The sequence below is a fragment of the Mesorhizobium onobrychidis genome (assembly GCF_024707545.1).
GTDB classification, from domain to species: Bacteria; Pseudomonadota; Alphaproteobacteria; order Rhizobiales; family Rhizobiaceae; genus Mesorhizobium; species Mesorhizobium onobrychidis.
In genome coordinates, this window is sequence record NZ_CP062229.1 from 3,631,179 (window position 1) to 3,651,922 (window position 20,744).

At 61.0% G+C, this 20,744-nt stretch carries 19 protein-coding genes and 1 pseudogene; 10 read left to right on the plus strand and 10 right to left on the minus strand.

The features are described 5' to 3' along the window. Positions 1-223: 223 nt before the first annotated feature. From IHQ72_RS18020 to IHQ72_RS18030, 3 genes are all read right to left on the minus strand, one after another. Positions 224-922, minus strand: a complete 699-nt coding sequence (locus IHQ72_RS18020) for a fatty acid desaturase (RefSeq protein WP_258123662.1) — start codon at positions 920-922, stop codon at positions 224-226. A 20-nt stretch (positions 923-942) separates the two neighbouring features. Next, positions 943-1,134: a hypothetical protein gene (locus tag IHQ72_RS18025; protein WP_258123663.1), complete on the minus strand. Its 192-nt coding sequence runs from the start codon at positions 1,132-1,134 to the stop codon at positions 943-945. Between the two features lie 282 nt (positions 1,135-1,416). Then, positions 1,417-1,989, minus strand: coding sequence for a DUF4893 domain-containing protein (locus IHQ72_RS18030; protein WP_258123664.1), 573 nt, complete (start codon positions 1,987-1,989; stop codon positions 1,417-1,419). 123 nt (positions 1,990-2,112) lie between these two features. Between IHQ72_RS18030 and IHQ72_RS18035 the strand changes: the two genes are divergently transcribed. Further along, positions 2,113-3,036: an NAD-dependent epimerase/dehydratase family protein gene (locus IHQ72_RS18035; RefSeq protein ID WP_258123665.1), complete on the plus strand. Its 924-nt coding sequence runs from the start codon at positions 2,113-2,115 to the stop codon at positions 3,034-3,036. A gap of 8 nt (positions 3,037-3,044) precedes the next feature. On the opposite strand, the gene IHQ72_RS18040 is transcribed toward IHQ72_RS18035, so the two are convergent. After that, positions 3,045-3,674: a DUF1638 domain-containing protein gene (locus tag IHQ72_RS18040; protein WP_258123666.1), complete on the minus strand. Its 630-nt coding sequence runs from the start codon at positions 3,672-3,674 to the stop codon at positions 3,045-3,047. A gap of 64 nt (positions 3,675-3,738) precedes the next feature. Here IHQ72_RS18040 and IHQ72_RS18045 point away from each other — a divergent pair, with 64 nt between their 5' ends. Next, entirely contained in the window at positions 3,739-3,879 is a 141-nt protein-coding gene (locus IHQ72_RS18045) for an EncA/B family entericidin (protein ID WP_258123667.1), read from the plus strand. A gap of 273 nt (positions 3,880-4,152) precedes the next feature. After that, positions 4,153-4,368 carry a hypothetical protein gene (locus tag IHQ72_RS18050; protein WP_258123668.1) on the plus strand — a complete coding sequence of 72 codons (216 nt, stop codon included), beginning with the start codon at positions 4,153-4,155 and terminating at the stop codon, positions 4,366-4,368. A gap of 313 nt (positions 4,369-4,681) precedes the next feature. Here IHQ72_RS18050 and IHQ72_RS18055 read toward each other — a convergent pair whose 3' ends face one another. The 4 genes from IHQ72_RS18055 to IHQ72_RS18075 form a co-directional block, all read right to left on the minus strand. Then, a complete protein-coding gene (locus tag IHQ72_RS18055; RefSeq protein WP_258116586.1) occupies positions 4,682-5,761 on the minus strand; it encodes an IS630 family transposase in 1,080 nt (359 codons plus the stop codon). A 683-nt stretch (positions 5,762-6,444) separates the two neighbouring features. Beyond that, positions 6,445-6,639: a hypothetical protein gene (locus tag IHQ72_RS18060; RefSeq protein WP_258123669.1), complete on the minus strand. Its 195-nt coding sequence runs from the start codon at positions 6,637-6,639 to the stop codon at positions 6,445-6,447. 1,796 nt (positions 6,640-8,435) lie between these two features. Beyond that, a complete protein-coding gene (locus tag IHQ72_RS18070; protein WP_258123670.1) occupies positions 8,436-8,774 on the minus strand; it encodes a hypothetical protein in 339 nt (112 codons plus the stop codon). Positions 8,775-9,292: 518 nt separating this feature from the next. Next, the gene (locus IHQ72_RS18075; protein WP_095494578.1) at positions 9,293-9,991 is read right to left on the minus strand and encodes a cobalamin B12-binding domain-containing protein; all 699 of its coding nucleotides are present in this window, start codon (positions 9,989-9,991) and stop codon (positions 9,293-9,295) included. A gap of 270 nt (positions 9,992-10,261) precedes the next feature. Here IHQ72_RS18075 and IHQ72_RS18080 point away from each other — a divergent pair, with 270 nt between their 5' ends. The 6 genes and pseudogenes from IHQ72_RS18080 to IHQ72_RS18105 all read left to right on the plus strand — a co-directional run bounded on the left by IHQ72_RS18080 (position 10,262) and on the right by IHQ72_RS18105 (position 17,423). Beyond that, positions 10,262-11,836: a trimethylamine methyltransferase family protein gene (locus tag IHQ72_RS18080; protein WP_095494577.1), complete on the plus strand. Its 1,575-nt coding sequence runs from the start codon at positions 10,262-10,264 to the stop codon at positions 11,834-11,836. A 107-nt stretch (positions 11,837-11,943) separates the two neighbouring features. Continuing rightward, positions 11,944-12,615, plus strand: coding sequence for a hypothetical protein (locus IHQ72_RS18085; protein WP_258123671.1), 672 nt, complete (start codon positions 11,944-11,946; stop codon positions 12,613-12,615). Positions 12,616-12,718: 103 nt separating this feature from the next. Beyond that, positions 12,719-13,450: pseudogene (locus IHQ72_RS18090) on the plus strand (dienelactone hydrolase family protein). Positions 13,451-13,568: 118 nt separating this feature from the next. Next, a complete protein-coding gene (locus IHQ72_RS18095) occupies positions 13,569-14,618 on the plus strand; it encodes a hypothetical protein (RefSeq protein ID WP_258123672.1) in 1,050 nt (349 codons plus the stop codon). Positions 14,619-14,712: 94 nt separating this feature from the next. Continuing rightward, positions 14,713-15,273 carry an RNA polymerase sigma factor gene (locus IHQ72_RS18100; RefSeq protein WP_258123873.1) on the plus strand — a complete coding sequence of 187 codons (561 nt, stop codon included), beginning with the start codon at positions 14,713-14,715 and terminating at the stop codon, positions 15,271-15,273. Between the two features lie 2 nt (positions 15,274-15,275). Continuing rightward, a complete protein-coding gene (locus IHQ72_RS18105; RefSeq protein ID WP_258123673.1) occupies positions 15,276-17,423 on the plus strand; it encodes a VWA domain-containing protein in 2,148 nt (715 codons plus the stop codon). 112 nt (positions 17,424-17,535) lie between these two features. Here the strand turns inward: IHQ72_RS18105 and bmt are convergent, their stop codons facing one another. Both bmt and IHQ72_RS18115 read right to left on the minus strand, forming a co-directional pair. Beyond that, a complete protein-coding gene (gene bmt, locus IHQ72_RS18110) occupies positions 17,536-18,552 on the minus strand; it encodes a betaine--homocysteine S-methyltransferase (RefSeq protein WP_258123674.1) in 1,017 nt (338 codons plus the stop codon). 89 nt (positions 18,553-18,641) lie between these two features. Beyond that, a complete protein-coding gene (locus IHQ72_RS18115; RefSeq protein WP_192355830.1) occupies positions 18,642-19,484 on the minus strand; it encodes a helix-turn-helix domain-containing protein in 843 nt (280 codons plus the stop codon). Positions 19,485-19,721: 237 nt separating this feature from the next. Between IHQ72_RS18115 and IHQ72_RS18120 the strand changes: the two genes are divergently transcribed. Further along, positions 19,722-20,723: a fatty acid desaturase gene (locus IHQ72_RS18120; protein WP_374120376.1), complete on the plus strand. Its 1,002-nt coding sequence runs from the start codon at positions 19,722-19,724 to the stop codon at positions 20,721-20,723. The last annotated feature ends 21 nt before the right edge of the window (positions 20,724-20,744 follow it).

Below are 20,744 nucleotides of genomic sequence, written 5' to 3' on the forward strand. Positions count from 1 at the left end.
AGGGCCGTGCGTCCAATCGGATGCACAAAGGACGCTCTACCACTTTGACTCAGCTGCATCGTGCTTTCCGGAGATCGATCTTCGGGCCGATGCAGTGGTTCCGAGCATTGCCGGAAGCGCTGTTGGGCTGCTTGTTATGGGACGACGCGCGCGCATTCAAAAGCGACGCAATTGGAGGCCGCAAGGGAAAGATGAAAGTTTTCGGTATTTGGCTTGGTATGGATCAGCCGGCGCGACGATCGAAGCTGCCGACAAGCTTCCTGTGGAAGCGGATATAGCCTCGCTCGGTCGTGCGCAGATGTTCGGCGACAATCTGGTGGAAACGCGGCAGGCGGTGAAAGGGAACGGCCGGATAGGAATGGTGCTCGGAGTGATAAGGCATGTTCCACGCCACGAAGCGTACCAGCCGTGTGGTAAAGGTGGTGCGGGTGTTTTCGAGCATGTTGGCGACATGCGGGCAGAGCGCGTGCTCGGCCAACAGATAGGCCCGCAAAAACGGCTGGCCGACGAGCACCGGTACAATCCAGCCCCACAGCAGCAGCGCCGACTGCACGGCCAGGGAGGCCGCCAGCAGCACCGCATAGGCGATCAGAAACCAACGTGCTTCCGAAATCACCTTGTCGCGGCCCTTGTCAGGTACGAAGCCGTCGCGGTTGCGGCCGGCCGCGTTGACGACGATCACGCGCGCCATGCCGCTCCAATAGGAGATCCCGGAGAGATAGCGCAGGTACTGGGCTATGGTCTCCGGTTTCGGAGCCATCAGTTCGGGATCATTGTCCGGATCGTGCGTGTGGCGGTGGTGCGCGAAATGGAAATAGCGGAACCATGCCGGCGGTAGCAGGATCAGGAAGCCGGTCACGGTGGCGATGGCGCGATTGAGCCACGGCGTCCTGAATGCCGTTTCGTGGATTGTCTCGTGCAACAGCGTGAAGAAAAAGACGATCAGGATCCCAGCGGCAGCATGAGAACCGGCCAGAACGGAATGCGGGCGGCGATCAGCACACCCAGCCCGACAACCAGCCCGCCATGGACGGTCAGCCGGACAATACCGGGCCTGTCCAGTTTAACGGTGAGGTCGCGACGATCCTCGGCCGAAAGGCTGGCGATGATGGTGCGGTGGTCGATTTCGCTCATGGGGCCAAGCTTATCGCCGGGGCGCTGTCCGGTAAATCGGTGCTCGTTACCAGACGCCGGTTTTTACGCCGGTCCAGAAATAGAACCAGATCGTCGGATGACCACTGTTTCGAGGGCAGGCCCGGGATATGATGTGGCAAGCTTGCCGGCTGCGCATCCCTGACCGCCTCGATGCTATCGCGTGAGAATGCCGCCTGCCGCAGCGCGTAGCTTGAAATCGTATCGCCTGCCTCAGGCTTGCCGCGCACTGCCGCAGCACGCCGCAAGCTAGGGATCGCGGGCTCAGCGCTTGAATTCAAGGATGTCGAGCTTCGATTCGTAATAGGGCGCCGGGAACTCGATGCGCCATTCGTTGGCGCTGTTGCGAAAGGTATAGCCGACCTGATCGCTTTGCGGGCCGCCGCCATAGGGTTTTGCAGGATCGTCGTTGACGGAAAGGGAGCCGAGATAGATCGAGCGCTTTTCGCCGTCGTCGAAGAAACGCCCCTTGGTGCGCTGCGAACCGGTGATTTTTTCCAGCATCCAGCCCGAACCGTCGTCGCTCACCTTGCACTTGAACCAGCCATAGATGACGAGCGGGCTCAGCCCGCCGGCCTTGATGGTACGGCACTGCCAGTTGCCGGTCAGGTCCTTGTCGGAAAACGAGACCAACGGCTTTGCCAGCAGGGCGTCGAGCTCCTCGACATCGGCGGCGTCGCCAGCCCTGGCTTCGTCAAGGGCTGCCTTGCGCGTCTCGTCATATTTGTCGAGCCGCACCTTGTCGGCGGGCGTGATCAGCTTCTGCACCTCGCCATCGGCGAGCGCGGGCAGAGCGAAGCAGACAACGCCTGCGGCAATCAGGAGGCGAGCGATCATCGGTGCGTTTCCTGGTCGAAAGCTGGAACAGCCTGTTTTCTCGTTTGGCATACAACTTACCCGTTCGCGGTGACCTGTCATCCGTGCTTAACAGCGATCAGCTTAAAAATCGTGGTTTCGCCGATGCGGATCTTGCTTACGGGATCGTCAGGCTGGCTGGGCAGCGCGCTAGCCCCGCGCCTGCGGGCTCTTGGCCATTGCGTCATCGGCCTCGATCCCGCCCCGTCGGCGCAAACGCAGGTGATCGGCTCGGTCGCCGACCGTGATCTGGTCATGCGGACGGTCAGGGAAAACCGCATCGAGGCGATCATCCACAGCGGCGCGCTGCACAAGCCTGACATCGAACACCAACGTAATGAGGATTTCATCGAGACGAATGTGCGCGGCACGCTCAACCTGCTCGACGCGGCAGTGGTATCAGGCGTTCAGCGCTTCATCTTCACGTCGACGACCTCGCTGATGATCTCGAAAGCCATACGCGCCGGCTTGACCGGCGGTGCGCGCAATGCCGCCTGGCTGACGGAAGACATGTCGCCCGAGCCGCGCAACATCTACGGCGTCACCAAGCTTTCGGCCGAACATCTTTGCCGCCTCTTTCACATCCAGTCCGGCCTGCCGGTGATCGTGCTGCGCACCGCCCGGTTCTTTCCCGAGGCAGACGACATGGCGCATGCGACCGAGCAGTCGGACGCCAACACCAAGGCCAATGAGCTGTTGTTCCGCCGGCTGACCGTGGAAGATGCCGCCGAGGCCCATGTCGCGGCGCTGGAGAAGGCGCCACAACTGGGCTTCGACATCTTCATCATCTCGGCGCCAACGCCGTTCCGGCCTGATGATTGCGAGGCATTGATCGCTGACGCGCCGCCCGTCGTCGCCCGCTATTTTCCGGAATTTCCGGCGCTCTATGCGCGAAAGAGTTGGACGATGTTTTCCTCGATCGACCGTGTCTACGACGCCTCGCGGGCGCGGGACAGGCTGGGCTTCGTCTGCAAGACGAGCTTTGCCGCTGTGCTCGCCGGACTTGCAGCGGAAGATGGCGCCGCCTGATCGAACGGTCAGCCGTGTGCCGCGGCGTTGGCCAGCTCCGTCGTCAGGTCGCCATAGCCGGTCGAGCGGCGCTCATAGGCGAGGCCGAGCATTTTCGCGGCCTTCTCGGCGACCTTGTCGAGTTCCGGGTCGTCGGTCTGGGCGATATAGACCAGCTTCTCGTAATTGCCGAAATAGTCCTTGATCAGCTCGGGATGCCTGTCGAGGCCGAGCGGCTTCATGAAGAAGGCGTCGAACTGCCGGCATAGGAAATCGGTCATGTAGAACGACATCATGTCGTCGTCGGCGACCTTCGCATAGGCGTCCATGCCCTGGTAGAAGGCAAAGCAGTGCGGACCGGCCATGCGCTCGACGCCATGCTTCTCGCAGACGCGGTCAAGCAGGCCGCCGGTGCCGCAATCGGCGTAGCCGACGAAGATGTTTCTATAGCCGTCCGCCTTGGCCTTCTCGATTGCCTTGTCCATGGCCGGCGCGATGCGGTCCGGGTAGAAATGGAACTCCGCCGGCAGGCAGGTCAGGTCGAGATGGTCGAGCCCCAGCTGCTCCTTTACGGCCAGAACTTCGCGCGCAATCATCCCGCAGGCGATGACAAGCAGCCTGTCGCCTTGATCGGGTTGTAGCTTTCGCGCAATGCTCATGGAACCAGTCTAACCGATTTTCGTTGCTGTCCCACGAATCTATCTGTTCAGGGAGATACCATTCATGAAAGCGCTACGCATTGCACCGATCGCCATTCTCGCTTGCGCCCTGGCACTTTCGGCCTGCGCCAACACCGTCCGTGGCGTCGGCAGGGACGTCAAATCGACAGCCAACGCGGTTGAGGACACGGTCGAGAACCCCTGATCCGCAGTCTCGCCAAAGCGCATTGCTCTCAAGATAGTTCAAGCGATGCGCATTAAGTCATTGTAACATCTGGGAACAAGAAAGTCGTGCTGCAAGGCGCGGATCGGTTTATGGTCCATGCCGAATTCGCCCAGATGAGGCCGAAGCGCGGACGTCGTGTCCGCCTATTGCAATTATTTTCGTTGGGGCGGGCACGAAAAGTTGACTTTTCGAGCGGGGGATATGCCGTTAATCTTTTCTGGTACCCTCAACAACGAAGCTAGGAGCCATAGGATGAAGACCGCTCTCTTAGTTGTCGCCGCTTTGGGCCTTTCGGTGTCCGGCGCCGCAGCGGAATGTGTTGGCCACAACAAAACGACGGCTTCCGTAGATCAGCAAACCAAATTGGCAGGCGTAGATCAGCAAACCAAAGTCGCGAGTGTCGCGAATACGCCGACAACTGCCGACACGCCGATCCTGAAAAAGGAAGAGGCAAAAGAGTCAGAATAGGCGCTTCAACCCGCCCGAACGCTCCGAGCGAGGCTTGCCGCGCTCAACTTCCCGTCCAAAGTTTCACCGGGTATGTTCGCTGCGGGGCGCTGTTGCTTGTCGATGTCAAGACATGCCAGCGTCGCGCGCCGCCTCGGCCTAGCATAGCATTACTTATGCTTCAGTTTCCTCCCTGGTCTGCCATCCCCCAGCCGCGCGGGCGGAATATCTAAATATCCTGCGATCGCCATCCCAACGGCTATTCCCATAAGCCCATTGCAACGCCGTGACGAGGAAGCAGCAACAGGTGGTGCTGGCGTGGTGGCTATGGCACCTAGTGTTGTGACTCTAACACTCGACGCCCTCGTGCGACCTTTTCAAGGATGTCAGCAGCCTTGGCGGCCCAGATGAAGGGTTTGGGGTCGGCATTGTGATGCTCCAGGTAGGCCTCGATCGCGATCGTCAGGTCGGTCACGCTGCGGAAGACGCCGCGGCGGATGGCGTCGTCGGTGATGAGCCCGAAGAAGCGCTCGACCTGGTTCAGCCAGGAGCCAGAGGTCGGGGTGAAGTGGAGGCGGAAGCGCTTATGCCGGGCAAGCCAGGCTTTGACCTTGGGATGCTTGTGGGTGGCGTAGTTGTCGACCACCAAATCCAGGGCGAAGTGCTTGGGCGTGTTGCGATCGATCGTGCGCAGGAAGCGCAGGAACTCCTGGTGGCGGTGTCGCGGCATGCATTCGCCGATGACCTTGCCGGTGGCCACGTCGAGGGCGGCAAACAGTGTCGTGGTGCCGTTGCGCTTGTAGTCATGGGTCATCGTGCCGGCCCGCCCCTTCTTGATGGGCAGCCCCGGCTGCGTGCGGTCGAGCGCCTGGATTTGGCTCTTCTCGTCGACGCAAAGCACCAGGGCTTTGTCCGGCGGGTTGAGATAAAGGCCGACGACGTCCTGGACCTTCTCGACGAACGCCTTGTCATTGGACAGCTTGAATTTTTTGATCAGATGCGGCTTCAGCCCGTGCGCTGCCCAGATGCGCTGCACGCTCGACGGGCTGAGCCCCACCACCTTGGCGAGCTTGCGCACCGACCAATGGGTGCTCGCCGGCGGCTTCTGATGCAGCGTCATATCCACCACACGCTTGATCACCTCGGCCGAAAGCGGCGGCTTGCGGCTCGGCCGGCTGGCATCCCGCTTCAGCCCCTCAATGCCGCACGCAACGTAACGATCACGCCAGCGATAGGCGGTTCGCTTGGTTTTGCCGGTCGCCCGTACAATCGCGGTGACGCCGTCGCCGTCCGCCCACATCAGCACGATCCGCGCCCGCCAAACCCATTTCTGTGGCGAGTTGCGGTCCGCCACCCAACCTTCCAGCGTCGCCCGATCCTCAGGAGACAACCGGATGCCCGATTCAGTTGACATGCCCTCTGACTCGCACATCAGAGAGCTAAAGGGAATCCTTTCGTTAGAGACGGAACACTAGGGTGGTGGCAAATGAACGTTTGCAGTGCGCCTAGGGAGATCCGCCTTTGAGGGCGATCAGGCCGATCAGGATTGCGCTTGCCGCAGCAATCGACGCCCACCAAGTCGCATTGCGCGAAGGTCGCCAGTGTCGGCGGTGTCTAGCGCGCTTTCGCCACTGGCCAGACCGATTATCGTAGCGCGATTTTTCCACTCCTCCCACTCCCAGAGTCAGCAATGCGTTTGTTGCCGATTGGAGTCCAGACGCGCGCCCAAGGGTCGGCTTTAGGCGGCGCGCGCCAAGCCAACGGCTATTCCCAAGGCGATCGGCCCGCGCATGGCGGGAGTGCAGGTTTTATCCTCACCGATCGAAACCGACTTCATCACAATGAACGGCGACAATCTCAAAGAGTCAGGGCATGACCGGCGCATCGGAATTCTGCTGGATCGAATAGATGTGTTGGCTGGGAAATAGCACAGTTAGGCGCTCCGCGAAGGTAATCGCTGAGGCTGAGCGCGCCGAACGCGCCGCAAAGACGGCAAGATTGAAATCCCTTCGCATGGCAACTCAGAGTGACTTGAATGTTTCGTTTCCGGAGGAGCTCGATTGCTCGCTCCTCGTCGCGGCACTGATTCAAGGCGAATCATCGGGTCAGCCTTTCAACCGTCTCAATGATGGCTTTGGCAAGGGCTTCGCCTTCATGGACAGGCTCGGAACCGAATAGCAACAAAACTGCTTCCTCGCTTGGAAGCAAGCCGGGCCGGCAGGTCTGTTCAATAGCCATGCGAACAAGTTTGAGGGCGGCCCAGGCGCTGCGGATGTTCTGTTGGACTTCCATGCTAGCCCACCATGTCACGCAGCGGCTTCCTGCGCTCCTGCGGCCGGTATTTCTCCACCCGCCTGACCTTATCCAAACCCACCGTAACCAGCGATCCAAGGTCGATCGTCACCTTGCCGGCCCCCTCGTCTATGCGCGTAATCTCGCCAGAAAGCTCAATATGCTGGCCGCGCTTGACCTTTGTAGAATCGCGGATGGAGTGCGGGAATCCGTAGGAGGGGATGGAGACGCTTGCGCGGTCCCTCGCTTACCCGCCTTCGCACTGTGGCTGTGATCGCCACCACGTCAAGAGGTTGCTGATATACGAGACAACGCGCTTCGCTCTAGCGGGAACGGCCCAGCGGCTTGGTTGCGAGGGGGACTGGCAGCTGGAGGCCGCTGGGCCTTGACCAGCTAGCTAAGAGGAGGCGCTGTGCTGGCTGACCAAAAACTTACGCTCAAGGCAACGGAATAGCATCATTCGAACGAACGCTGTTCGTCAGCATGTTCCTGATGCTGGACATCCGAAGGGCGCTCAATCTGCTCAAGGCAGGCCAGCGGACTATGAGGAGCCGCATTTTGCCCCCATGTCGAGAGGCTGGCGGAACCTATTGTTCGGTCGGCAGCGGCTCGTGGTGGGGGAGATGATGATGCAGCACCTCGGCAAGGTTCCGCTTGTCGAACGTTTGGCCACAAACGGGGCAGAACTCGAGGTAGCCTTCCTCGTCGTTGGCAGGCGTCCCGTGGCGCTTGCCCTTGACGCTGGTTGCGGGGTTGTTGATTCGATCTCGTCTCACGTTTGGTCGCTACCGTGCGTTTGATAGACGGCCCGACAGCCAATCGGGGGGGCGACAAGCTGGCCGCCGGGCCTAACCAGCGGGCAATTGGGTCCGTTCGCCGGTTGGGCCGAACTATAGGCATTTCATGCAACATTTCTAATTTAGTAAAATGGTCATGATCCGTTCCCTTAGTCATCAAACCGGATGAGCCTAGAGTCAATTTGGTGCCTAACGGGAGGAAGAATGACCGGCATCCCGCCTCCGTTTTGCGGTGCTGATCAAGCGGAACATTAGGAGTTTCTAACTGTTGTCTGGGAGCAGTGGACCTATCCCCCCGCTTAGCTCCCGCTGCAGATCGGGCCGCAGCCAGATCGGCCCGCGCTCAGAGGAGGAGCGCGGGCTTCTCCTTGTCAGTGCGATGCAGATAAGGGGTGGCCGGCGCCGCTTTGGGGGGCGTTGGGGTAGAGTGCCTTGTAGGGCGCCGGCCGGGCGGCGTTGGGGTCCGCCCCACGAATAAGCTAACACAGGTTAGGACCGTGGGTATGGCGTGATCGCGGAAGTACCGTGCTTCCAATAGCTAGCCGGCCAGTGCCATGACGACGGCAATGCCTATGCCGATCGAGAAAATTCAGTGGCGATTAGGCGCGGGGCCGACGGCACCGGGCCAGTCCCTACGGGGAATTCGTTAAAAAGCTCAGGCCGAAGCGCGGACGTTGTGTCCGCCTTTTATCGTTGTTTTTATTGCCTGAATCTCGATTATGTTGCCAGATGTTGCATTCTAGCCAAGGATCGCGGCCACGCCAGAGGCGAGTTCCTCGGCATCGTCGCCGCGCGGAAATAGATGCGCGTATGTGCCAGCCGTGATCGCAACGGACGCGTGCCCCATGCGCTCCTGGTGGATGAGCGTGGCTTGCCGGTGGAATGGATTGGAAAGGCGCCAGATATTGAGACGGCAGTTTATGCTGCCGAGTGCATGGGACCGGGCTACGTGGCAGGCACTTGGGCATACTGCGTCGCCTGACCGCCTCGCACCGCAACCTAGAAACCTCGCTTCGGCGGGGTTTTTCGTTGAGGGAAGCGTTGCGGAGAAACTGAAGGGTAATGCGCCAGTTCCTTAGAAGGACCAGCCTCGGCTGCCAGTTCTGAAGAAGACGACGGTAGGCCAACCTCACCGAGCCACTCGTCGTAGTGATGGTTTAAGGCGAACAACAACTCGTCTGGCTTGTTGATACCGCTTTGGAATAACTCGATAATTTGACGGCCAAGACGCCTCCTGGCCGGATCGCCAACTGCTATCCCGGCCTGATGGCAATAATCGTCGACCACCGCGGCAAGCATTGAAAGCTGCGCTGGATCCGTTGCGCGGTTGAAGGTCATATCGCTTCTCCCTTTGTTTGGGCGAAAGCGTGGTGATCTCTTCCAATCGACGGCTTGCCGTTAATGTGCGGGCGACTTCCGTTATATAGTGTGTCGGTTTGGTACATACGAGTCGCAGCGTCAACCTAACGCAACGTCAGGTTGCGGCAACCGCGAATGATGGTCAATGCACAGGAAACGAACCTAAACGCGTGGCGCTTGAACACTGCGCCGGTTCCCGAAGGACACAATTCGTCATTACCGCCGTGATCCCGATTCACCATAGTCTCAAGTCGGGCGCGGCGGTGAACCGTTTTCGGCAACACCGATGCCGGCGGCTCAGGCAACATCTGCCGCGTCCACCAGCCCGCCTCGCGCGGGCTTTTTGGTTTTGTGTTGCGTCTGTGTTGCATGGACTGAATTGCAACACGTTGCAAAGCGCGGAAATGCGCGGAATATGTTGCAACGTGTTGCGCTAAGCCTGGTAAACCGATCTGAGTCTAAGTATTTGAAATTGTTGCATGAAATCGTTAAAAAGCTCAGGCCGAAGCGCGGACGTTGTGCTTGCGCTTCATGAAGTCCTTGGCGGTCTCGACCGCCACCGCCGCGTCGCGGCAATAGGCGTCGGCGCCGACTGCCTTGCCGAACTCCTCGTTGAGCGGCGCGCCGCCGACCAGCACGACATAGTCGTCGCGGATGCCCTTTTCCTTCATCGTATCGATGACCACCTTCATGTAGGGCATGGTCGTCGTCAGCAGCGCCGACATGCCGATGATGTCGGGCTGGTGCTGCTCGATGGCGTCGAGATATTTTTCCACCGCATTGTTGATGCCGAGGTCGATGACGTCGAAGCCGGCGCCCTCCATCATCATGCCGACAAGGTTCTTGCCGATGTCGTGGATGTCGCCCTTGACGGTGCCGATCACCATCTTGCCCTGCTTTGGCGCGCCGGTGGCGACGAGCAGCGGACGCAGGATGAACATGCCCGCCTTCATCGCGTTGGCCGACAACAGCACTTCCGGCACGAACAGGATGCCGTCGCGAAAGTCCTCGCCGACGATGCGCATGCCTTCGACCAGCGCCTCGGTCAGCACCTTGTAAGGCGCCCAGCCGCGCTCGAGAAGGATGTTGGTGCCTTCCTCGATCTCTTCCTTCAGCCCGTCATAAAGATCGTCGTGCATCTGCTGCACGAGCTCGTCGTCGGAAAGCTCGGAAAGGATGATCTCGTCGTCGGCCATTTTTAATCCAGCTCCTTGCCGCACGGATACAGTTGCGGGGCCTCAAATATCACGTCAATACCTAACCCGCTACAGGCTTGCGTCCATAGCTGATTTGCGACTTCCCGCAAAAGGAAAGCGACTGCAAATCTATTGGAATTCTTGTCGATTTTGCGACAGGCGTTGGCGCTGGCGGGCCGTTTCGAATAGGGTGCATGACTACGATCCGGCCAGAAGCCGCGATATGCGGCCGTAACAATTGCGCCAGAACAAAGTCAGGGAAGAACGATCATGAGTGAGAACGCGCCGGTCGACCAGGAAGCGTCAAACGCGCGGCGCGGACGCGCCGCCAGCGGTGGCGCCGCTGCCCGGCGGGCGGCGCGCTCGGGTGGCGGCCCCGGCACCCAGCTCACCTACATCAAGCGCAAGATCAACGTCTATGAGGTGCTGGACGAGGAAGGGCTGGCGCTGATCGAGAAGAACACTGACACGGTGCTCGAGGAGATCGGCATCATCTTTCGCGACGACGCCGAGGCGCTGCAACTCTGGAAAGAAGCCGGCGCCGACGTCAAGGGCGAGCGCGTGCATTTCCCGAAGGGGCTCTGCCGCTCACTTTTGAAAACCGCGCCGTCCGTCTATACCCAGCATGCCCGCAATGCAGAACGTTCGGTGCAGATCGGCGGCAACGCCACGGTCTTCGCGCCGGTCTACGGCCCGCCCTTCGTGCGCGACCTCGATGGCGTCAGGCGCTATGCGACGATCGAGGATTTCCAGAATTTCGTGAAGCTCGCCTATATGGCGCCGTCGATCCACCATTCGGGCGGCACGGTGTGCGAGCCGGTCGACGTGCCGGTCAACAAGCGCCATCTCGACATGATCTACAGCCACATCAAATATTCGGACAAGCCGTTTATGGGCTCGGTCACCGCGCCGGAGCGCGCCGAAGACACGGTTGCGATGGCCAAGATCGTGTTCGGCGACGATTTCGTCGAGAACAACACGGTGCTGACCAGCCTGATCAACGCCAACTCGCCGATGGTGTTCGACGAGACCATGCTGGGCGCGCTGAAAGTCTATTCGCGCCACAACCAGGCCTGTATCGTCACGCCGTTCATTCTCGCCGGCGCAATGAGCCCGGTGACGGTCGCCGGCACGCTGACCCAGGTCCTGGCCGAAGTGCTGGCCGGCGCGTCGTTCACGCAGCTGATCCGGCCGGGCGCGCCGGTGCTGTTCGGCACCTTCGCCTCGTCGATTTCGATGCAGTCGGGCGCGCCGACCTTCGGCACGCCGGAGCCGTCGCTCGTCTCTTATGGTGCGGCGCAACTCGCCCGCCGGCTTGGCCTGCCGTTCCGCACCGGCGGCTCGCTGTGTGCTTCGAAGATACCGGACGCGCAGGCGGCTTATGAGAGCGCCAACACACTGAACTCGACGATCCTCGCCGGCACCAACTTCGTGCTGCACTCGGCCGGCTGGCTCGAGGGCGGGCTCGCCTCCTGCTACGAAAAATTCATGATGGACATCGACCAGCTCGGCATGACGCAGAAGTTCTCGGAAGGCGTCGACCTGTCGGAGAACGGCCAGGCGATGGATGCCATTCGCCAGGTCGGTCCGGGCAGCCACTATCTCGGCTGTGATCACACCCAGGCCAATTTTCAGACCGCCTTCTACCGTTCCAATATTGCCGACAACAATTCCTACGAGCAGTGGCTGGCCGAGGGCGAAAAAACCGCACCGCAGCGCGCCAACGAACTCGCTCGCCGCTGGTTGGAAAGCTACGAGGCGCCGCATCTCGATCAGGGCATCGACGATGGGCTGAAGGAGTTCATCGCCAGGAAGAAGGCATCGATGGCCGACGCCTTCACCTGAAAGGAGCCCGAGTCAGGCGGGGCTAAAGTCGCCAACATCATCCACAAGGAAGTCTGGCGGAGCGCCTTCTCCGATCCGGACAGGAAGGGATGATCCTTGAGCGCAGCATGATCGAAGATATAGCGGCAGCGCTTTCCACTCACGGCTTCATCCTGCGCGGCGGCTTCAATTTCGCAACCAGTGACCCGCCTCCGTCTGGCCCGTCCGGCGCTGCCGCCAGATCCGTGCTGCTGGTGGGGCAGGCGGGCGCTGCACCTTGGCCGCATTTCCTGCGCTGGCGGGAGAGTCAATTGCAGACCGTTGCCAATCCGCTCGATACATGGTCTCGCGAAGTGATCGGCGCGGTGGCGAACGACTTCGGCGCGCGTCCCGTGTCACCATCCGACAAGCCATATCTGCCGTTCCAGCAATGGGCGGTGCGGGCGGAGGGCTTGCGGCCGTCGCCGCTCGGCATCCTCATGCATCCGCAATTCGGGCTCTGGCACGCCTATCGCGGCGCGCTGCTGTTCGAGGACGAGATTGAGCTTCCGGAACCTCGCGACGTGATTCACCTTTGCGATGCATGTGTCGACAAACCGTGCCTGAAATCCTGTCCGGTCGACGCCTATTCTGCGGATGGTTTCGCGCATGAAACTTGTCTGGCGCATGTGCGTGGGCAAAGCGGCGCGCCGTGCCGAACCGGCGGCTGCCTCGACCGCAACGCCTGTCCCTACGGCACGGCCTATCGCTATCCGCCAGAGGTTCAGGCCTTTCACATGGCCGCGTTCGCGGGTCTGTAGCACCGCCAAATGCCGCACGAATCTTGAATGAGGCTGCCTCATTACGACTTGCCCTGTTGGCCTGCGCGGATATGTATCGCACGTCAAATCAAAGGAGTGGGTGATGGCGAAGCGGGACATTCAGATCAAAACCAGCGACGGCTTGGCAAAAGCCGGGCTGTTCCGCTCGGCGGCCCCGGCCAAGGCCGCTATCATCCTCTATATGGACGCTTTTGGCCCTCGGCCGGCGCTCGACCAAATGGCGGAACGGCTTGCAGGCGGCAATTACGCGGTATTGGTCCCGGACCTTTTCTACCGCAACAGGCCCTATGGCCCTTTCGAGGCCAAGACCGCCTTCAGCGACGAGAACCGCAAAGCTGTCATCACGGATCTCCTCAGCGGCACGACGCAGGACATGACCATCCGCGACAGCGGCGCTTTCCTCGATCCGCTCGATGCCGAAGGGCCTGACCGGACCGGTCGGCACCGTCGGCTATTGCATGGGCGGAGCGCGGGCGCTGAACGCCGCCGCGACCTATCCCGACCGCATCGTTGCCGCGGCCAGTTTCCATGGCGGCAATCTGGCGAGCGATGCCGCCGACAGCCCGCACGGGAAGCTGCGTGGATCAAGGCGCGGGTCTATGTCGGCACTGCGGGTGTTGATAGAAGTTTTCCGCGGGAGCAGGCTGCGCGCCTGGCCGAAGCGCTGCGCGCGGCTGAAGTCGACCATGTCATCGAGAACTATGCCGGCATGGCGCATGGCTGGTGCATGCAGGACCACAGCGCCTTCGATGCGGCCGATGCCGAGCGCCACTGGAAACGATTGGCGACGCTATTCGCGGAAACGCTGGGCTAGGCTCGCCGGAGCCGGCGACATAGTCTTGAAACATAGCTCCTGAATACCGGCGGCAGTCGTTTGATCAGGGGGCATGATGCGGGTTTCTCTCAGGAGCAAGATTCTAGGCTTTTGCCTGTTGACCAGCGCGATGGTCCTGCCAGCCTTTGCCGATCAAGCAAAATGTTCCTGCCGGAACCTGCGCAGCGTTCAGGAAGAACTGAAGAACGCCGAGTATGAGGCGGTGTTCTTCGCCGATATGGCGGCGAAGCTCAAGGCAGTCGAGGATCCGCTGATCGAGGCGCACAAGAACCCGATCCATCCCGATTCAGATGTTAACATCCAGGACCGATCGTCCAGGGCGCGCGCCGACATCATGCGCACGTTCAAGCTTCCTCACAACCCGGCCCACGGCTACTCGGGGCCTTTGACCGTGGACATGAAGTTTGGCAGCTGCGAGCAGAAGCCGGCCGATCTCGAGGCACTGCGCGCCGGCTCGCAGTGCAAGGAGATCGCCGACATCACGCTGGCTCACGAGGCCGCGCACCGGGAGAGATGCGCAAGGGAAACCGCTGCGGTCTATTGGGACAGGTTGCCCAGTCAGATCGCCGCCGAAGAAGCCGAACGTTATCGGGCGCAGGCCAACGCCATGCGGGCGCAACTCAAGCGCATCGTGGACGAGGGGACAGTCATCGTGGAAGCGAAGATGGAGCCCCGCGTCAAGGGCCCCCAGTTCGATGTCACCTATTCCTATGTGATGCCGTCCATCGAGATGGAGGGCAAGAGCTCGCCTGGGTCGGATAGTTGGACAGTGAACGGAAAGGGCAAACAATCAGGCAAGATCAAAAACATGAAGATTGGCGGCATGACCTGCAAATCGAGCGGGCAGCTCAACGACGACATCGACATGGCTTTGGATACGGATGGCTTCGTTATGAACCTCAAGAGCAAGTCGACAGGCCGACCCGGCGACATAAAGGTTCGCTGCAGGGGCGGTTACGGCATGTCGATGCGTCCTCAAGGCGAAGTCGGCAGCGGCGAGGTGTTTGCAGCGGAACGCTTCGAGAGCGAGGCGGACATCACGCAAGATGTCAGCACGATGCCGTTTGCCAAGATCGTGACACAGGGCGGCATGTCGGTCAGCGGCAACCACACGGTCACCGTGCGCCTGGTCTGTCCCGGAGAGTGAGGAGCACCCATGGTTGGTGTTCTCGAAGGCGGTTTGTCTTTTTCTTTCCACCACCCCAAGGAATTGCCATTAGCCTTCGTCCAACAGGCAAATGATGGCGCTGATGCTGGATGAAAGCGAAGCCTCCGACGCCGAACTGATCGGGCGGGCGAAGGGTGGAGACAGGAGGGCTTTCGGCAAATTGCTCGAAAGACACTATGATTTCGTCTATCGCGCCGCCTATCGCTGGTGCGGGAAAAAGGCCGACGCCGAGGATATCACCCAGGAAGTCTGCGTCCGGCTCGGCCGGGCGATCCGCGACTATCATGGCAGCGGCGCCTTCACCACCTGGCTCTACACCATGACGCTGAATGCGGCACGCGACATGATGCGCAAGACCGTCCGCGAGACGGTCAAGACCGAAGCCTACGGCGCTTATGAGCTGATCGCGGGAGAAAGCCCGAACGAACCCGAAGATCCGGCCGAGGCGCTTTGGGCGGCGGTGCGTATGCTGCCGGGCAAGCAGCGCGACGCAGTGCTGCTCGTCTATGGCGAAGGGCTGAGCCACGCAGCCACCGCCGAGGCGATGGGCATCTCGGAGACGACGGTTTCTTGGCACATCCATGAAGCGAAGAAACGGCTGGAGACGCTCATGCGTTCAGCCGGGGAAGTGTGATCATGGTCGACGACCACGAACTCAACAGGCTGCGCGACATCGCAGCACCGGCACCGGGCACCGAGGCGAAGGCGCGTGCTTTCGAGGCCGCTATGCGGGCTTACGACCTGGACGAAAAAACTTCACCTGCCGCCCAAGGATCGGCGAAAGGGCTTCGTCTCACAGAGCGAGCACAAAAGCTCTGGAGCGAAATCATGCAAAAGAAACTCTTCGCCACCCCGGCCATTGCCGGGCTCGTCGCCCTGCCGATCGCCGGATACGCTACGATCTACATGCTGCAGGAGCAGCCGTTCCCTTCCGGTGGAGACGAGAAGATCACCGAAACGCTGGCCGATAAACCAGCGGCTAAAGCGCCGGCAACGGCGAGGCCGCTCACCGTAGCCGAGGCCGACAAGCGGAAGAAAGCCGATGCCGACGCCGAAAGCCGCGACGCAGCCGAGGCGCTTGCGCCGGCATCGCCGCCGAAGCCAGAATCGGCTGCTGCCGGCGGCCTGGCGCAGCAGGACGCTCTGGCCCGCAATGTGGCGCCCGAGCCGGCACCTGCGCCGAAAGGTGAGTTCGCACAGGATGGTGGAGCTGCGCCGTCTGGCAGAGTGATGATGTCTATATCTCCTCCGAAAGTCGACGGAGCCACGCAGGCTGGCCGCATGCAGGGCGCTGAATCCAAGTTGATGGCTCAGCCTTCGACCGCACCGGCTGACCAGATGCCGCTGCCGGAGCAAAACCGCGACCGCATCGAGGATTTCAAGAGCAATCCGGTGCGTGCCGCGCTCGAAGACCCGGTCTCGACCTTCTCGATCGATGTCGATACTGCCTCCTATTCCTTCGTGCGGCGTTCGCTCAGGGAAGGTGTTGTGCCGCAGGCCGACACGGTCCGCGTCGAGGAGATGATCAACTACTTCCCCTATGACTGGAAAGGTCCGGACGTTGCCTCGACGCCGTTCAACTCGACCGTCAGCGTCATGCCGACGCCGTGGAACGAGCACACCAGGCTGATGCATGTCGCCATCAAAGGTTTCGACGCGAAGCCGGCCGAGCAGCCCAAGGCCAATCTGGTCTTCCTGATCGACGTGTCGGGCTCGATGAACGAGCAGGATAAATTGCCGCTCTTGCAGTCCGCCTTCCGGCTTCTGGTCAACAAATTGAAGCCCGACGACACGGTTTCGATCGTCACCTATGCGGGCGATGCCGGCACTGTCCTGGAGCCGACGAAGGTTTCGGAGAAGGACAAGATTCTCAATGCCATCGACACGTTGGCGCCCGGCGGCAGCACGGCCGGCGAGGCGGGTATCAGGCAAGCCTACAGGCTGGCGCAGAAATCCTTTGTCAACGACGGGATCAATCGCGTGATGCTCGCCACGGACGGCGACTTCAATGTCGGCCAGACCGACGACGACGATCTGAAGCGATTGATCGAGAAGGAGCGTAAGACCGGCGTGTTCCTGTCGGTGTTCGGTTTCGGTCGCGGCAATCTGAACGATCAGATGATGCAGACCATCGCCCAGAACGGCAACGGCACCGCTGCCTATATCGACACTTTGGCCGAGGCGGAGAAGGTGCTGGTCGAGGATGCGTCCTCGACGCTGTTCACCATCGCCAAGGACGTGAAGATCCAGGTCGAGTTCAATCCGCAAAAAGTCTCGGAATACCGGCTGATCGGCTACGAGACCCGCGCCTTGAACCGCGAGGATTTCAACAACGACCGCGTCGATGCCGGCGAGATCGGCTCCGGCCATTCGGTCACTGCGATCTACGAGATCACGCCGAAAGGCAACGGCGGCGAGCAAATCGATCCGCTGCGCTACGGCCAGGCTGCAGTGAACAATGGCGGCGTCGCCAATGCCGACGAATATGCGTTCGTGAAGATCCGCTACAAGTTGCCGAATGAGGATGCCTCGAAGCTGATCACCACGCCGGTGACATCGGCCAATGAAGTGGCTGATTTCGACCAGGCCAGCACCGACCAGCGTTTCTCCGTTGCCGTCGCGGCCTTCGGCCAGAAGCTGCGCGACGAGGATGCGACCGCGAAGTTCGGCTACGACAAGATCATGGAGATTGCCACTGCCGCCCGGGGAGCCGACCCGTTTGGCTACCGGTCCGAGTTCCTCTCGCTGGTGCGCCTTGCCTCGGCGCTCGGCGGTAACCGGTAATGGTGATGACGGCCGGTTTTCTTCAGATGGGATCGTTCTGAGTAGGGAAACCGACGCACGACGGGTGAGGGTAGGCCGGCGAGGAAAACCTTGCCGGCCTTTTTCAACATTGTCAGGCGCGGCTGCGCCGGCGCTCGCGGCGGGCTTCGCTGGTCTCGGCGGTGTTGACTGTCGCCTGCTTGTTGCGCATCGGCCCGATGCGCTCGACGATTTTCTCAACGGTCGGGCGATTCGACCTGGTGTGCGCGTCGAGTGCCTTGCGCATGGCGGCGAGGTGGGCGAACGAGGTGCCGCAGCAACCGCCGACGATTTTGGCGCCGGCATCGACGGCCAGCCTGACATAGTCGGCCATCAGTTCGGGCGTGCCGGAATAATGGATTTCTGCGCCGCGAAATTCCGGAATGCCGCAATTGCCCTTGACGATCACCGTCGCCTCCGGCTTCGCCTCGGTCATGTCGAGCAGCGAGGCGAGGATGTCGGAGGCGCCGACACCGCAATTGGCGCCGACCCCGAGCGGCGCCTGCGGCAGCCCATCGGCGACGCCGTGGATGTCCTTCGGCAACAGCCCCATCATGGTGCGGCCGGCGGTGTCGAAGGAGCCGGTATAGGTATAGGGCAGGCCGACGCGGATCGCGGCTTCGGCTGCGGCGCGGATTTCGTCCGGCGCCGACATGGTCTCGATCCAGGCGACTTCGGCGCCGCCGGCCTTCAGGCCCTCGATCTGTTCGGCAAAGGCCTCGACCGCCTCGTCATAGGTCATGGCGCCGAGCGGCACCAGCAACTCGCCGGTCGGGCCGACCGAGCCCGCCACGATGACCTTGCGGCCTGCTTTATCGGCGACAGCGCGGGCGATCTCGGCGGCGCGCTTGTTCAGCGCATGCACGCGGTCCTGCGCATGGTGCAGCTTCAGCCGGTGGCGGGTGCCGCCGAAGGAGTTGGTGAGAATGATGTCGGCGCCGGCATCGACGAAGTTCTGGTGCAGGCTGGTGATGGTGTCGGGAGCCGTCTCGTTCAGCAACTCTGGAGCCTCGCCGGCCTCGAGTCCCATGGCGAATAGATTGGTACCGGTGGCGCCATCGGCAAGCAGAACGCCCTTTTCGGCAAGCAGCGCGTCAATTGGATTGGTCATTGGAAATACGCCTTCCGGGAATTCTTTGTCGAGATAAGGATATAAAGAAATCTTTATATGGCGTCAATGTCGGCGCGGTAAACAAGCCGTCAAAATCGCATCTCCGCCAGCCTTTGCGTAAAGCTGGCCGCCTCATGCGCGTTGATGTCGGCGGCGCGGATCAGATTGTCGAAATGGCTGGTCAGCGTGCGGACCGGCTGGGTCGCGTTCAGCACCAGATACATGTCGCCGACATAGATGGCGGCACGATAGGGACCGAATATGGTGTAGGGGATCGAATAGCGCATGCGCCCGTCATAGAGAAACAGGCGGAAGGTGGGATAAAGGTCGTCGAGCAGCGTCGCCATGTGAAGAAGCTGCTGGTGGCGGTCGGCCTCAGGGAAACGGTCCCAGACGCCCAGTCCGCGCGCAAAGATCTCCAGCGTGTGGCGCGGCATGCAGACTTCCATGTCGGTTTCCGGCCGCCGGTTGTAGTCGATGCGGTACTGCGTCTCACCGGCCTGCGCCTCGCGGCTCTTGTTGGCAATACCAGCCTCGTAGTCGACAAGCGCCTCGGTGCGCAGAAGGTCGGGAATGCCGGCCGGCACGTAACGGATTTTCGTGCCCGCAGCCTCGGCATGCCATTTGGCCAGCAGCGTGCGGTCGAAGCCGTCGGCCGCTTCCTCGATCTCCAGGCTTTCGCGGATTTCACCGGTGACGCCTTCGTCCTGGCTGAGGCCAAGCAGCCAGTCGAGCGACACCTTGAATTCGGCGGCGATGTTGAGCAGCGTTTCGGCGCGGGGGAGGCGTGTCGAGGCGCCGGACAGCAACTGCGAAAGCGCCGAGCGGTCGATGCCCACTGCCGTCGCGAAGGCGGACTGGTTCAAGTCGGATCGTGTCAGGAGCATTTTCAGGCGCTCCCGAAAGATCGTCGACAGGTCGCGTTTGTCCATATCGTCATTCCGGCCATTGGAAGGAAAAAATTTCGCCGAATTCGCCAAACCGGCACATCGGGCGTAAATGAATCCGCCAGCTCGTTTACAATTAATAACATATGCGGCTGAAAATGCGCAATCGCAACATTTTGTGCGCTTTGTCTCGTTGCAGCATCTCAATGCTCCTGACACAATGTTGTCAGGAATCAAAACGGTTCCGGCGACTGGAAGGGCAGTGGTCGATCCATGACGAGCATGAATAACAGACGACGCAATGCACCGGCCATCGAATGGCCGACCGTGTTTCTCGCGTTCTTCTGTTACGGCACCTGGCTCGCAGCCGGCCTGTTCCTGTGGCCGTCCTATCCGCTGCTGGCGCTCGTCGTTCTGGCCTTGATGGCTGCGCTGCAATCCTCGCTGGCGCACGAAGTCCTGCACGGCCATCCGACCCGCAATGCGCAGCTCAACGAAGCTTTCGTCTTCCTGCCGATCGGTCTCGTCTGGCCGTTCCGTCGGTTCAAGACCATCCATCTGCGCCACCATGCCGACGAACGGCTGACCGATCCGCTTGACGATCCTGAAAGCTACTACAAGGCGCTGTGGCACCATGACGAATTGCCGCCGGCGATGAAGTTCCTGCTGAAAATCAACAACACCATGATCGGCCGCCTTATTCTCGGCCCGTGGCTGTCGTGCACCGGCTTCTTCATCGACGATGCCAAGCAGATGCATGCCGGCGACAAGGTGATCCGCAAAGCATGGCTGCTGCACGCCATTGGTCTCGCCGTGGTGCTGCCAGTCGTGCAGTTCGGCTTCGGCATCCCGCTGTGGCTCTACGTGCTGGTGCCGGTGTGGCTCGGCCAGTCGCTGATCTCGATCCGTACCTTCGCCGAGCATCAGTGGTCGGAGCATCCGGAAGGCCGCACGGTGATCGTCGAGCGTTCGCCGCTGTCGTTGCTGTTCCTCAACAACAATCTGCATTTCGTCCATCACAAGAGCCCGTCGGTGGCTTGGTACCGGCTGCCGAAGTTGTTTCGCGAGCGCCGTGACGAGTGGCTACGGATGAACAATGGCTACGCCTATCCAAACTATTTCGCGCTGCTCAAAGCTTATGCGTTCAAGGCGAAGGAGCCGATCGTACACCCGGTGCTGCGGCGCACGCCGGAACCGGGCCGGGCGTTCAAGCCGCGCGTCAGGGCACGCAGCCTCAATGGGCTTGGCAGTGCGCCGGTGCCCGCGGAGCCGCCGAAAGAATGAATTTTGCGGCATCGCCGGCGG